This window comes from Kitasatospora sp. NPDC088783 (assembly GCF_044750705.1).
GTDB classification, from domain to species: domain Bacteria; phylum Actinomycetota; class Actinomycetes; order Streptomycetales; family Streptomycetaceae; genus Kitasatospora; species Kitasatospora fiedleri.
Genome location: NZ_JBIVKJ010000017.1, coordinates 2,018 through 15,650 on the forward strand (window position 1 = coordinate 2,018; position 13,633 = coordinate 15,650).

A 13,633-nucleotide genomic window follows, 5' to 3' on the forward strand; every position below is an offset into this window, starting at 1 on the left:
GGCCGACAGCGCGGCAGCGCGGTGGGTTGGTGGCGTGGCGGCACGGTGGGGCGGTGACTCGGCAGCGCGGTGGGCTGGTGATGCGGTGATGCGGCCGGCAGCGCGGCAGCGCGGTGGGCCGGTGAGCCGCCGGGTTGGTGGCGTGGCGGCACGGTGGGGCGGTGACTCGGTAGCGCGGCAGCGCGGTGGGCTGGTGGCGTGGCGGCACGGTAGACCGGTGACTCGGTAGCGCGGTGGGTTGGTGGTGCGGTGGGTTGGTGGTGCGGTGGCATGGCGGTGCAGTGGGTCGGTGACTCGGCAGCGCGGTGGCATGGCGGTGCAGTGGGCTGGTGGTGCGGTGGGTCGGTGACTCGGTAGCGCGGCGGCGCGGCGGCAGGGCGGTAGGCCGGTGGCATGGCGGTGCAGTGGGCTGGTGGTGCGGTGGGTCGGTAGTTCAGCAGCGCGGCGGATCGGCAGCTCGGCGGTATGACAGCTCGGCGGTATGGCGGTGCGGTGGGCTGGTGGGTCGGTGCGTCGGCAGCTCGGCGGTATGGCGGCGCGGTGGGCTGGTGGTGCGGTGGGTCGGTGACTCGGCAGTTTGGCAGCTCGGCGGTATGGCGGCGCGGTGGGCTGGTGGTGCGGTGGGTCGGTGACTCGGCAGTTTGGCAGCTCGGCGGTATGGCGGTGGGATGGTCTGGTGGTGCGGTGGGTCGGTGACTCGGCAGTTTGGCAGCTCGGCGGTATGGCGGTGGGATGGTCTGGTGGTGCGGTGGGTCGGTGACTTGGTAATTCGACAGCACAGCGGCACAGTAGATCGCTGGTTCGGCAGTGCAGTAGGTCGGCAGCACGTTAAGTCGGCAGTGCGGCAGTTGGTCAGCTAAATAATGAGATGAATCGGAAGATCGATTGACTGGTCCTATGGTCCTTGGGAAATTCGACTATTCGGTACATGGGTAGACGATGCGCCTGGCAGTAGTGCTGACAAGTTGAAGCCTCGCGCAAATGGAAGTTTGCGGCAAAGGTGAGCGCATGCATGGACGTATGTGAACTTGTGAAAGAGTTGGCGTGCGGTGCTGGCGTCGCGCAGTAGGGGCAGGGGAGAAAGTGCCGTAAAGGGGTCGTCCGTATAGCTGCATGCATGGGCGTATGTGAATTTGTGAATCGCCGCTGGCGGCAGCGCTCTCCGCATGGTCGCCGAGGGTCGTGTAGTCGATGTGTTCTACGGTCAGGTCTGCTCCGAGTTCGGGGCGAGGCCAGCGAGTGCGACGGCAGTGTGCTCCGGGAGGTGTCTCAGCAGGCGTCGCGTCGTGGCCTGCGCGGCCAGTACCGCGGTGCTGTGCGTGGCCCAGAAGCGGGCAGCTTCGTCGTCGGTGCTGACGCCCACCACAGCCTCCAGGTCGCTCAGGTAGTCCTCGGCGTGCCGGCGCCCCGGGGCGGCACGTCCTGTGTTGGGGCGGGTGAGCAGCTGGGCAAGGCGGTCGGCGAGGTCTCGCAGCGAGACAGGGCGGAACCGTCCGTCGCTGGGGCTGGTGCCGTCCGGGGTGAGGTAGACGAGTATCACTGGCGGCGCCAGGTCGGCGAAGTCGTCTGCCTGCCGGGCAGTCTGTTGGTAGCCCTCTGGGGCGTCGATTTTCAGCTCTACCACGATCGATGCTGCGGGCCCGATGGCGACCAGGTTGGGGCGGCTGGATCGGCCGGAGACCTGCCGGTACAGGCGGGTGCGCTCGAGGCGGGCGTCGGCGGCGAGCTCCGGGCGGCCCGCCAGGTCCAGCAGGGCGGCCGGCGTGCCGGTGCCCAGACCGTGGGACTCGCGCGGATCGAGGAGGAACTTCAGGTAGTGCTTGTGGCTGCTCTCCCGGCCCTGCGCGCCGAGGATCCGCAGTGGTGTCTGCGTACGGCCAGCGCGTCGGGAGCGAGGCAGTGCCAGGACGGCGGCTTCGATGGCGGCCCAGCGGTCTGTGCCGGTAGTCGATGGCCGAGGTGGCAGGGGAGGATTCTGCTCGGTGGGCGCTGGTGGGGTGAGCGTCACGGTCGGGGCCCGGCGGCGTTCGGAGCTAGATGCGGCGAGGACCGGATCGCCAGTTTCGGGCTCAGCTCGTCGGCCGTGCTCCGGCCGGGTAGTGGTAGCGGCGCATCGTCGAGACCGGGGTACTGGCATCTTGGAAGGTGGCGGTTGTGGGTATGGCGTAGCGGGCGGCCGGCAGTTCCAGCTGCTCGTCGGTGTCCGTGGTCACGCTTGTCCTGCCCTGCTGTCCGCCCACCGCCTCGCCACGAGGCACGGCCTCACACTGTGCTCCAGGCCAGGCCGGTTGGACGGTGAACTGGGGGAACTGCCTGTGGTGTTGGAGGCGCGACTCCCCGGTCGGAGGTGCGGTGCGGTCTGCCGCATTGGGGGCGCGACACGGCGACGGAGGCGTTCGAGTCGGCGTGGGCCGGTGGTTCTCTGTGGCCCGGCGGGAGGGGGCCGCCGTGTCGGGACGGCCGTGCGCCGTCCTGTCCGGGGCCCGCCTCCGGCTGGCCGTCGGGTCGGCTTGAGGGTCTGTCGGCCGGGTGCTGAGGGAGTACCGCGGACTGCCGACAGGGGCGTTCGGAAAGGGATGTGCGGCCTGTCAGTCCCAGAAGATATATTTATACATGTAAATCAATGGGCGTTGCCTCAGACCGCAACCGCGGCCGCACGCCTGCGCGGTGCTGTCCGGCCGGTGCGTCTGCCCGGGCGCGGCAGCTCGCCCGTCCACTCTCCGAAGGGTCGTAGATGGCCAATCGTGATGCCGCCGTCCTGCTGCGCGGGTTCGAGTACCACTGCACGAGCGGAGGCAGCGACAAGTTCTACCGCTTCATCGTGTACTTCGGAGACCACCCCGGTGTGCTGGGACTCTCCGGGCGCCGGGGCGCGCCGGACCCGGCGACGAACTACAAGCCCTTCGACAGCATCGCCGACGCGATCAAGTACGTCGTCGGCCTGGCGCGGGGCAAGGAGCGCAAGGGCTACCTGCTGTCCCGGGACTACACCCTCTTCGAGGTTCCGATGGCCTGGGCAGGTGAGTTCACGCGTGCCCAGTACGCGGGCGAGGTCTCGCACCTGTTCGGGCTGGCCGCGGAACTGGCCGGTCATGCGCACCCCGACGCTTCCAGGATCTCCGCGGTCCCGATGCCCGGACAGTAGCCCAGCGGGCCTACCGTCTCGCGTCCGGCCCTCGGCCGCTCTCTGGCCTGGCAGCCGCCTTCACAGTGGATCTCGTGCTGGGGCGGTCGGTGCCACAGTGACCCGCTCACATGAGGCCAGCGCCGCGTCGAGAATCGCATCGCCTGTACCGCGCGGCTTCGCGCTCGAAGAGGTGGACAGCGCCGCCGACTTGCCGTGCTGACCGCGTACCGAAACCCCCTCCCCGTGCCTGCGGCTGAGCCCGACTTCGAAACCAGCCGACACAGCCGTCCCGAGTCACGTCCGACCGGACGGCCTGATCGCCCCAGCAGAGCCCTCACCAGCGGCGATCTGCTCACTTGACCGAGAGGAACCCATGGCCGCCCCCACCCCGATCACCGACAGGATCCGCGCGAAGCTGCTGGAGGACACCGCGGCCTACGTCCGCAACGTCGCCCCGCCGTCTTCGGCGACCATGCGGGAAGAGCCGATCCTGCCCCTGGTCGGCCCGCAGACCCGGCCGAACGGGCAGGTCTACCAGCCGCGCCTGCTGGAGAACCTGGAGGACCTGGCCGTCCTGCGCAGCGCCCGTGACCGCGGCGAGCACACCCTGCTCACCGGGCAGCCCGGCACCGGCAAGACCGCGATGGCCGAGGCTGCGTTCGTCGCCTTCGCCCGGCCCGGCGCCCACACCGGCATGGAGACGATCGTCGGCAGCGCCGACACGACCGACGCGGACTTCGTCGGCACGTTCGTCCAGGACCCGTACACCGGCCACTTCACCTGGATCGACGGCCCGCTGATCCGCAGCATGCGCCACGGCATCCCGCTCCTCGTCGACGAGATCGCACTGATCCCCCCGACCGTCCTGTCCGTGCTGTACCCCCTCATGGACGGCCGCCGCGTCCTGCACGTCACCTCGAACCCCCATCTTCCGCCCATCGAGGCGGCCGAGGGCTGGGCCGTCATCGGGGCGTGCAACCCGCACGTGCCCGGAGCCGACCTGAGCGAGGCCCTCGCCTCCCGCTTCACCCATCACATCGAGGTCCCCACCGACTGGGACCTCGCCGCCGACCTCGGCGTGCCCGAGCCCTTCATCACCGCCGCCCTCAACCTCGAAACCCGCACCCGCGCTCCCGAGGTGACCTACGACGGGTGGATTCCCCAGCTGCGCGACGGCCTCGCGTTCGCGACGAACGCCACCGCCTTCGGCCTGAGCTACGCGCTGGCCGCGTTCCTGCGCCGCTGCCCTGCCGAGGACCGCGAGGAGATGCGCGAGGCCCTGTCCAAGGTCTACAGCGGCTACATGCCGCAGCCCCTCGCTCTCGGCAGCCGCTCCCGAGGAGTCTGATGAACCCCACCCCGCGCACCCTGCTCCAGGCACGGCACGATCTCGCCGTCCGCCTGGGTACGGTCGTCAACTCCCTCGCCGACCGACGCGACATCCTGCTCGACATGGTCTGGGACGACAGCCCCGGCGCGGTCATCGCCCAGTTCGACCCCGGCCGGGCCGCCGTCACCGTCAACGGCCTGCGCGTCCTGGACCAGGACACCCACCCCGACCATGTCGACCCTGCCACCCTCACCGGCCGGCTGCGCCACCCCGTCCTGTTCGGCGCGACCTGCCACGAAGCCGGACACGCCCGATCCAGCCGGTGGGCCCCCTGGCCCGACAGTGCCCGCCCGGCCGAAGTCCAGAGCGCCGCCCTGCTGGAAGAGGCCCGCATCGAACACCGCCACCTCCAGCACCGCCCCGACGACCGCATCTACCTGCGGGCCTCCGCCACGCACGTCCTCCTGCCCAAGGGCGGCCCGACCGTCCGGGAGACTCGCTGGCAGGCGGCAACCGCCGTCGCCCTGATCCTCGGGCGCGTCGACGCGCACGTCCTCACCGAGCAGGAGACCGAACCGGTCCGCGCGCAGGTCGTCGAGATCCTCGGCGAGGTCGACACCCAGGCGCTGCGCGCGCTGGTGCGCGAGGCCCTCGCCCTCGCCGACAGCGACCAGGAGGGCCTGCTCGCCGTGGCGCGCCGCTGGGTGGAGGTCGTCGGCGTCGACCCGGACGCCGCCCTGCCCACCACCGCCTGCACCGCCGACGGCCACGACCCGGCCGACAGCGCCTCCGGTGAAGACCTCGCGGGTCTCGTCGCTGACCTCGTACGCGAGGTGTCCACCGACGCGCAGATCACCACCGGTGCCCTACCCGACCCGGCGGCCGTCAACCAGGCCGCTCTGGCCGCCCAGGCCACAGCCGCGGAGCAGCGCGCCGCCCAAGACGCCCAACAGGCCGCCCAGCAGGTCTTCGCCCCCGCCCCCACCGGCCGGCCCGCCGCGGGAGACCCCCGCCGGGGCACCCGCCCGCCCACCGCCGCCGAGACCGCAGCCGCCCGCCGCCTGGGCAAGGTCCTTCAGCGGGCCGCGTTCCGGGGCACGACCACCACCCGTCTCGGCTCCGCCACACCGCCCGGCCGCCTGTCGGGACGCGACGCGCTCCTGGCCACCGCCCAGCGCACCATGGGCATGCCGCAGACCGCCCAGCCCTTCCGGCGCATCCAGCGGCGGCCCGCGCCCAACCCGCCGATCCACGTCGCCGTCGCCGTCGACGTGTCGAACTCGATGTCCCCCTACGCGCAGGTCATCGCCTCCTTCGCGTGGACGATCGCGCACGCCGCCCACGCCACCGGCGGCCGCGCCGCCACCGTGGCCTTCGGCTCCGCCGTCACACCCATCGTCGACCCCCACCGGCCGCCGACCCGCGTCACCCAGTTCGCCCCGAACTTCGCCTGCCACCGCTTCACCGAGGCAGCCCAAGCCCTCGACGGCGCCCTCGGCCTCGCCGACGGGGACGGCGCCCGGGTCCTGGTCGTCGTCTCCGACGGCCAGTGGGAGTCCCCCGAGCGCACCGGCGGTACCCGCGCCGTCCAGCGCCTGACCCGCAAGGGCGCCCACGTCCTGTGGGTGTGCCTGGCCGAGGACACCGCGCCCCTGCCCGGCACCGCCCGCGTGAACGCCGCCACCCTCGCCGACATCCCCCAGGCCCTCGCGCACACCCTCACCGCCCTGCTGCGCACCACCTGACCCCGTCCGGCAGCAACCCCCACCCCATCGGCCCTCTCCCCAGGCCCTCCGGGCCTGCGGGCAGCGCCCGCCCGCTCCCACCGCCAACTGAGCCCCCTCCCCTGCCCCTCCTGCTTCGGGCGGCCCCGCACGCCGCCCGGAGCGGGTCCGCCCGTCTCCCGGAAGACCCGCATGCCCGCGCCCGACACCCCGAACCGACACACCTCCCGTCCCGCTCCTGCCGCACCCCCCGACCACACACCCACCGCCTCGCGCGGCAACGCCGGCACCGCGGCGACAGCCGGACCCGGTGAGCTTCCCGCCCACCTCGGCGAGAGCACCGGGACCGGGCCGGCCGGGCCGGCGCGACAGCGCCCGCCCGCGAACCCGACGGCCCCCGGCGACGAGCTGCCCCAAGCCGTCAACCTCGCCGCAATCCTGGTCCAGGCAGCGCAGACCGACAGTCCCACCGTCCTGGCCGCCGCCATCCACGAGACCTGCGAGCGCGGCCTCGCCCCACTCGTCCTGGCCACTCTCCTGGCCCGCCTGCACAACACCGCACCCCTCGCCCTGCGCCACCGCGACGGGCGGCCCGACGTCTGGCGCCTCACCCGCTCACCGGCCCTGGACGCCGTCCACGACCCCGCCGCCCTCGCGCTGCTCGACCTGGCCCTGGGTCAGTTCGTCGTCTCCGCCCGCCAGCCGGTGGCCGTCCTGACCAGCGGCCTGCGAGCCCACCCGGAGATCACCCCGGCCGCGATCGCCCTCGCCACCCACCTCGCGGCCGCCGACCTCCCCGGCGCCCTCGAGATGACCGTGGCCACCGACGGGTTCCTCCAGAGCCCCCACACCGCCGCCCTCGTCCTCCCGCCCGCACCGGGCACGGACGACACCGGCGACCCCGCCGACACCGACTGGCAGCAGCCGCACCCCTCCAAGGCCGTTCGGTGGCGCAACCGCCTCCTGGCCCAGCTGCGCGCCCGCCCGACGCCGGCGGCCGCCGAACCCCTCCTGCGCGCACTGGCCCTGTACCCGGCCGTCCGCTCCGCCACCGACATGGCCCAGATCGTGCTCGGGCAGGAACAAGACCGGCTCGAACACGGCTGGCCCTGGCACGTGAACGAAGCCGTCACCCGCCACGGCACCGCCCGACGCGGCCACGCCCGGCCCCTCCCGCTGACCTGGGAACGCGTTCCCCGGGGCCGCGGATACGGCTTCATGACCTTCCACAAACCGATCGGGACCACCACCGGCGGGCGCCCCGTCGCCGGCGTCACGTGGGGGCCGTGGCAGGGCTGCACCAGACCGCTGCGCGACCCGGAGCCGATGCCAGAGACCGCCTTCCTCGGCACGGGCGTGTGGGTCCAGCGGCACCCCCACCCCGACCCGGAACACGCACGCCGGTACTTCGCGGGCGAGGCAGCGATCGCCGACGGCCAAGGCAGCGAGCAGCGTGTGGGGCTGCTGACCCGCAGCGAACGCGACTACGTGTGGATCACGTTCTGGGCCGCCACGAACGACCCAGCCACTCCCCTGGAGAGGGCCGGCGAACTCGCCGTCCCGGTCGGCATCACCCTGCCGCCACCGCAACCGGGAAGCCGCCACGCCTGGCTCCGCGCAGTCCTCGCCGTGTGGGACCTGATCACCGACCCCGCGCCACCCCCCGAAACCCTCGCCGCGCTCGTGCGCGAGAGGGACGTCGAACTCCCCGACAACACCGCCAAGTCCAAGGGCGCACGCCGAAGGCGCAGCCCTGGGCGCAGCGAACGCGTCAACGTCGTCGGCCACTACATCACCCCGCCCGACAAGCCCGCCCCGCCGCCGGCGCCCGGAACCCGCCCCGCACCGAGGGCGCCCCTGCAGTACGGCTACGAAGTCCACACCACCGGCCGCCGCAACCACTGCTTCAAGCCCGCCGACCACGCCTCCTACCTCGACGCCGGCCAGGAGTGCCCCCACCACCGCGAGATCGACGTCGCCCAGGAGTACCGGGTCCGCAAGGACCTGGACCTGCGCCCCCCGTCGACCGTGCGGCACGTACGCTGACCACCCGCGCACCCGACCCGCTCCGCCGCCTGCCGACCACCCGCCTGCCGCCGAGCGGCGACACCGTGAGCACGCACAGCCCGAGCTGACGAGCGACCCCGCCACCGGGCGGCACCAAGACCGGCGCGGGCCAGGACTCGGTACGGCGGCAGGCCCGCACCGACCCGCCGTTCCGCAGCCGGGACACCTTGTCCGGACGGCAAGCGCAGCCGAGGGCACTACCACCGGCCTGCCAGCGCCAGCTCACCGCCGGGCGCAGCCCTACCGGGCCAGCACCGCATCCGCGTGAGCGCGCCCGGACGGGAGCAGCGCACACGTCCCGCAGAGCGCGGCGCAGGTTGTTGCACCCCTGTCCAAGGCGCCTTGCCCGGGCGCCGCGGCCGTGCCAATGTGGGGCTGCTCCCAGGCGCACACGGACTCCACCGGCAGTCTCGGGAACGGGCCGGGTCCTTCGTCGAGAGCCCCGCCCGAGCGGTGGCGGGCGGCCCGGCCGCCCGCCACCGGACACCGGCCGCCGTCGCCCGCGCCGGTCCCAGACCGCGGGCAACCTCGCCGCCCGACCCGCAACCCCCTTCACCCCACGGAAGTTGAACAGGCCGTGTCGACCTTCCCCACCTCCCTGACCGCCGAACCGCACCCGCCGCTCGACCCGGCCACCGTGGCGCTGCACCGCGCCCGGACAGCCGGCGAAGCCGCCGAAACCTGGATCCGCCGCCTCGCCGAACGCCAGGCCAGCTCCCTTCACGGCCGGGCGCTGCACCGGACCGCGGACGCCGTCGCCCAGGCCACCCACCGCGAAGTCGTCCCCGGAGGCAACGGCTGCCTGACCGAGGAACTTCGCCACCGGCTGTCCGCAGACGCTCTGCTGGGTGACCTCACCGTCCAGAGCCGGCCGCAGTTCGCGGCCGGGGAGCGCCTCGCCCTGGCGGCCGTGTGCGCCATCGCCGCGGCCATGCCCGGAACCGTCCTGGGCGACGTGGCCCGCGACCTGTCCGCCCTCGCGGACGACCTCCAGGCCGCCGCCCTGGCCGGTGCGACCGCCAGCGAAGCCGCCGACGCCCGGGCACTGCCTGCCAACCCGCGCCGCGCAGACCTCGGCCTCAACCACACCGACCCCCTCCAGCGCCTCGCCCAGTCCGGCGTGCACGCCACCGCGGTGGAAGCCTTCGAGACCGCCCTCCACCTCCAGAGCAGCGGACACGGCCCGCAAGCGCGCAGCGAAGCACTCCACAACGCGCTCGCGGCGGCCGCCCCCGGCGTTGTCGCCGCCGCCCTGTTCCACCTCGCCTACGACCTCGCGCTCGGCCTTGCCCCGGAGCAGCGGCTGTACCTCCACGAGGTCGCCGCCGAGCTCGACCTGCGAGTCGTGGAAGACCTGAGCGGAGCCACCAGCGATGACTTCCAGGCCGCGAAGCCCCTGTGAGCGATTCGGGACGCGGGCCAAGGAGCCCGCGTGCCCGCCCGGTCGGGTGCTCATCTCCCGCGCCCCGGCAGCGCCCGCCGAACAGGCCACCGCGGACAGCTCCACGCTTGGAAGGTCCAGGCACCGGTCTTACCGCGCATCCTGCACGGGCACCCGGCCCGGCGGGCGGACTGCCGTCCAAGGACGCCTCGACGTTCCGGACGGTACGGACACCAAGACCGGTGCGGCTCCCGAGAGGAGAATCGGCCGCCGCTCGTCTCGTGGAAGGTCAGCGGCGGCCGATGACGCAGCCCAGAAGGCTCACACCGTCGGAAAGGCTATGGCACCGGACGGTACGACAGGGGCGGTTTCCCGAAACGCGTCGTCCATCCCCGGCGGGAAGGTGAGCTGCTTGTGCGGACGAGCGCGCCTCGAGCCGTCGGAGCCCGACTACTCGCCACTTCCGATGCTCGTCCTGATCTTGTCCGCAGCCGCCTGCGCCCGGGCGGCGTCGCCCCCGAACGCCCCGCCGGCCAGCATCGCCCAACCCGGCCGCAGATCCCGGGCGACCAGGGCCGCGACCGTGTCGTGCGCCGCGACCTGGTCGGCTCTGAACACTCTGGGGGCGAGGAAGGTCGGCGCGGTGTTCAGCGGCATATGCGGGGCGAGGTCGTGATGGACGAGAAGCATCAGGTACTCGAGCCGGTCGAACGCTGCGGTGAACGCCCGGTCGCTGTGGGCGCAGGCCTCCGCGAGGGGCTCGCGCAGTTCGCCGCGCAGGCGTGAACTCTGCCATGAAGGGTTCGCCAGGCCGCCGTTGGGCTGCGCGAGGAGGCTGCTTTCGGCGAGGACGTCGAACGTGCGGACCGCTTCCCCTACGGGTCGGGCCGCCCCGTCGAGTGGGTTGTGCCAGCTCACGCGGGTCAGGAGCCTGGCCAGGATGTCCTCGCGCCCGTTGAGCACCGCGGCGCAGCCTGCGGCGTGCAGCGCCAGCAGCGCGGGGTAGTGCTCCGCCTTGGCCGCCACAGTGCTGTCGAAGTGGGTGCGGGTGTCGACCAGCCGCTGCAGCATCCGCTCCCACACGTGCGCGTGCTCGGCCTGCCGGTCGTGGAAGACACCGGTGGCGAGCAGGTGCAGCAGCGTGTCGCCGTCCGCCCGGTAGGCGTCCAGCCGCTCCTGGTAGGCCGGCGCGGCCATCTCGCCCCGCACCGCCGGGTAGCGGCCCTGGTCGCCGATACGGTCGACGAGCTGGCCGGCGTGCTGGTCGAGGAGGTCGAACAGGTCGATGCGGTGGGCCGGGTCGGCCAGGGTCTGCTTGAGGCGGCTGAGCGCCATCTCGCGGGTCGGCGGCAGGTCGGCGAGCCGTTGCAGCGCCGCCACATTCGCCGACAGGCTGGCGAACAGGTCGTCCGCGGAGGTGTCGGCGATGACGGAGGCCTTCAGCTGCGCGACCAACTCCGCCGCCCGCCCCGTCGGGGTGTGGAACGCGGACCAGAACACCGGGAAGCGGTGGCTCTCCCGCTGGGACAGGCACTCCACCAGAGCCCTGTCCCACTCAGCCGACCAGCCGCAGACGATCAGCCCGAAGTCCCGCAGCACCTCGCGCACCAGCTGGGCCCAGGCGGGCGGGTAGGTGTCGAGCTCATCGGTGGTGTTACGCATGTCCAGCTGGCGGAAGTCGCCGTGCAGCTTCACGACGGTCGGGGGCCCACCATGGGCGATCGGCAGCATCGTTGAGGCCTGGGCGACGGTGATCGTCTGGGGCGGGACGCCCTTGGCCTGCAGCGCCTCTTCCAGCAGCGGGTCGAAGTTGGTCGTCAGGATGACCCGGATGAACCCGTCCCGCACGAGTTCCGCGATGGCATGGTGCGCCCGGGTCGGCGTCCGGCCCGCGAAGTACTCCTGCAGCAGCTTCTGCCGGGCACCAGGAGCAGGGCCGAGCTCCCCGAGCAGGTTCGAGTACGTCAGCTCGCCGCTCTGCGAGAAGTGCTCCCTCCACCACAGGTCCGGCGTCTCCTCGGCGAACGCGACCTGCTCATCCGACTGCTCCAGAAGCGAGGCGACCTTGCGCGCGAGGTCCTGCATGATTCCCCAGCCGGTGCGGATGCCGGCCGCGCTGGAGATCCCGGAGCCGAGCAGCAGCGCGTAGACCCCGGGCGCCGAGTGCACGCACACTGCCATCGACACCCGGGGCGGCAGGGCTCTGGATGCCGCCAGCGGAGGGACCTCGCTGCTGTCCACCCCTCCAGCTTCCCTCCCGAACCCGCCCACGGCGCGCCAGAGCCGCTACGCCTGCATTCCTTCCCGCAGTGGGCGCTGGGCGCTGGGCCCTTGCCGAGGACGGGAGAGTTCCGGCGGGCCCGCGGCGCCCAGCCGGTAGCCTCCTGTACTCCCGCAGCGGGCAGCGCGGACGCGGACGGCGGGCTCGGCAGCGGCGTACGAGAGCCTGCTGCCGCGCCCGGCGTCCTGCGGAGCTGCCATGTCGCCGGGCGCCTGCGTCCTGAAGAAGCTGCAGACCCGGTCCGGCGGCCGACTGCACGGGGCGACGACCGAACAGCACAGCAGGACGGGTGCGCCCGGGGCGGTCACACGGGCGGCAGCAGCCAGTCGTACAGCGCCTCGGCGTACCGGAGGGTGAGGAACTCGCCGTTCCCGTTCTCGTAGTACTGCTCGCAGATGTGCGTCAGGGCGCGGCGCAGCGGCCGGGGCAGCCGCGGGCTTTCGACGATGGTCCATGCCTGCGTGATGCGGGCACCGTCCTGTCGAGCCTTCCGCGCCGAGCTGGTCCAGTGCGGCTGCTGGTCGTGCAGACCCACCGCGTAGTAGCCGTCCCGGTCGGGCAGGGCACCGTGGGGGTGGTGCCGCAGCAGGCCCAGGGGCATGGCTCCCAGACCGTGGCTGTGGCCGACGGGCGCCCGGTACAGGGCATGCAGGCCGGCCTCGCCGCGGTCCGCCTCCCACCGCCGGTAGGAGGCATCCTGGAGCACGTCGGCCACCGGCGTCAGCTCCCATGCCGTGCGCAGGAGTTCCTCGGCTGCGGCGGGGAGGCTGCGCTGCAGGTTCGCAGCGGCGGCTGTGTCGCAGCGTTCGAACCAGGCCAGGTGGACCGGCAGGCTGCTGGTCCCCCCGCCTTGCGGATCGTCCGGACCGGCAGGGACCGATGCGGGCCGGCGGATCTCGTCGCGGGCCTGCTCCCGTGCGCGAGACACCGTGTCCTCGATCTTCGCCAGGATGTCGAGCCACTGGTCCTCCTCACGCAGTTCGGCCTCCGCGGCGTCGGCCAGCAGCTGTGCGGTGGCGGCGGCCAGCGCCTTCTCGGCGTCGTGGGACGGCACCGCCCGTGCCGGGGAGCCCGGCAACGCAGGGGAAGCGCCGGCGGCGGCCCTGCGGGCCAAGACGATGCGTACCGCGGCTGTCCGCCCGGCCTTGTCGAGCCGGGAGGGCAGCAGGCCGCGCGCCGCAGCGTCGCGGACCAGGTCCAGGGCCCTGTTGTAGGCCCAGCCGCTTTCCGCTCGCACGAGGCGGGCGATCTGTTGCTGGTGGGTCGGCTTCTGACGGTGCGACACGAGATCGGCTCCCTCACGCCGCAGCGAGCCCGCCCCACCACGGTTGCGCCCGGCGTTCGAGAACGAGAAGTACACAACTACAAGGGGTGCCTGTAGATCTGGGACCGCGCCCAGCGGCCGCTGGGTTCGCCGGCGGCAGGTGGTGGGCACCGCCCCGACACGCACACGATGGCACGTCACTGTCACCCTAGCCGTTGACGGGAGCCGGATCCGGGTGCCGGGAGGGCGAGTTGAAGCGCACCACCCGGCGCACAAGGCGGTGCGTGCACCCGCTCGTGGCTGCGGAGTGCGCGTGCCCGGCGGCCCGTGCACACCGCGGCCCGAGCGGCCCCGACCGGGCGCGCTGTCCGCCGCTCCAGCCTCTGGGCCGCTGCCAGGCCAGGAGCTGCCCGCCCGCCACCGGGCCGGGCCCGCACCCGAGCCCGCGACCATAACGGC

The 13,633-nt window shown here is 72.9% G+C and carries 9 protein-coding genes; 5 read left to right on the forward strand and 4 right to left on the reverse strand.

What is annotated here, in order from left to right:
• Nucleotides 1-1,204 precede the first annotated feature (1,204 nt).
• Nucleotides 1,205-2,008 (reverse strand): hypothetical protein, encoded by an 804-nt coding sequence (locus tag ACIP60_RS31805; RefSeq protein WP_400691102.1) that lies wholly within the window; start codon nucleotides 2,006-2,008, stop codon nucleotides 1,205-1,207.
• A gap of 61 nt (nucleotides 2,009-2,069) precedes the next feature.
• The gene (locus ACIP60_RS31810) at nucleotides 2,070-2,213 is read right to left on the reverse strand and encodes a hypothetical protein (RefSeq protein ID WP_400691105.1); all 144 of its coding nucleotides are present in this window, start codon (nucleotides 2,211-2,213) and stop codon (nucleotides 2,070-2,072) included.
• 521 nt (nucleotides 2,214-2,734) lie between these two features.
• Between ACIP60_RS31810 and ACIP60_RS31815 the strand changes: the two genes are divergently transcribed.
• From ACIP60_RS31815 to ACIP60_RS31835, 5 genes are all read left to right on the forward strand, one after another.
• Nucleotides 2,735-3,145 carry a hypothetical protein gene (locus ACIP60_RS31815; RefSeq protein ID WP_400691108.1) on the forward strand — a complete coding sequence of 137 codons (411 nt, stop codon included), beginning with the start codon at nucleotides 2,735-2,737 and terminating at the stop codon, nucleotides 3,143-3,145.
• A gap of 355 nt (nucleotides 3,146-3,500) precedes the next feature.
• Complete coding sequence (locus ACIP60_RS31820; RefSeq protein WP_400691110.1) at nucleotides 3,501-4,475, forward strand: AAA family ATPase; 975 nt, start codon at nucleotides 3,501-3,503, stop codon at nucleotides 4,473-4,475.
• A complete protein-coding gene (locus tag ACIP60_RS31825) occupies nucleotides 4,475-6,202 on the forward strand; it encodes a VWA domain-containing protein (protein ID WP_400691113.1) in 1,728 nt (575 codons plus the stop codon). The genes ACIP60_RS31820 and ACIP60_RS31825 overlap by 1 nt, the downstream gene beginning before the upstream one ends.
• Nucleotides 6,203-6,373: 171 nt before the next feature.
• Nucleotides 6,374-8,227 (forward strand): hypothetical protein, encoded by a 1,854-nt coding sequence (locus ACIP60_RS31830; protein WP_400691116.1) that lies wholly within the window; start codon nucleotides 6,374-6,376, stop codon nucleotides 8,225-8,227.
• A 598-nt stretch (nucleotides 8,228-8,825) separates the two neighbouring features.
• Nucleotides 8,826-9,650 (forward strand): hypothetical protein, encoded by an 825-nt coding sequence (locus ACIP60_RS31835; protein WP_400691119.1) that lies wholly within the window; start codon nucleotides 8,826-8,828, stop codon nucleotides 9,648-9,650.
• A 429-nt stretch (nucleotides 9,651-10,079) separates the two neighbouring features.
• On the opposite strand, the gene ACIP60_RS31840 is transcribed toward ACIP60_RS31835, so the two are convergent.
• Together ACIP60_RS31840 and ACIP60_RS31845 are read right to left on the reverse strand one after the other, a co-directional pair.
• Nucleotides 10,080-11,870, reverse strand: a complete 1,791-nt coding sequence (locus ACIP60_RS31840; protein WP_400691121.1) for an SIR2 family protein — start codon at nucleotides 11,868-11,870, stop codon at nucleotides 10,080-10,082.
• A 344-nt stretch (nucleotides 11,871-12,214) separates the two neighbouring features.
• Nucleotides 12,215-13,270 carry a hypothetical protein gene (locus tag ACIP60_RS31845; protein ID WP_400691124.1) on the reverse strand — a complete coding sequence of 352 codons (1,056 nt, stop codon included), beginning with the start codon at nucleotides 13,268-13,270 and terminating at the stop codon, nucleotides 12,215-12,217.
• Nucleotides 13,271-13,633: the final 363 nt, after the last annotated feature.

Bases quoted from the DNA above. Each gene is read 5' to 3' on its own strand.
- ACIP60_RS31815 (WP_400691108.1), top strand. From the start codon at position 2,735: ATGGCCAATCGTGATGCCGCCGTCCTGCTGCGCGGGTTCGAGTACCAC.
- ACIP60_RS31820 (WP_400691110.1), top strand. From the start codon at position 3,501: ATGGCCGCCCCCACCCCGATCACCGACAGGATCCGCGCGAAGCTGCTG.
- ACIP60_RS31825 (WP_400691113.1), top strand. From the start codon at position 4,475: ATGAACCCCACCCCGCGCACCCTGCTCCAGGCACGGCACGATCTCGCC.
- ACIP60_RS31830 (WP_400691116.1), top strand. From the start codon at position 6,374: ATGCCCGCGCCCGACACCCCGAACCGACACACCTCCCGTCCCGCTCCT.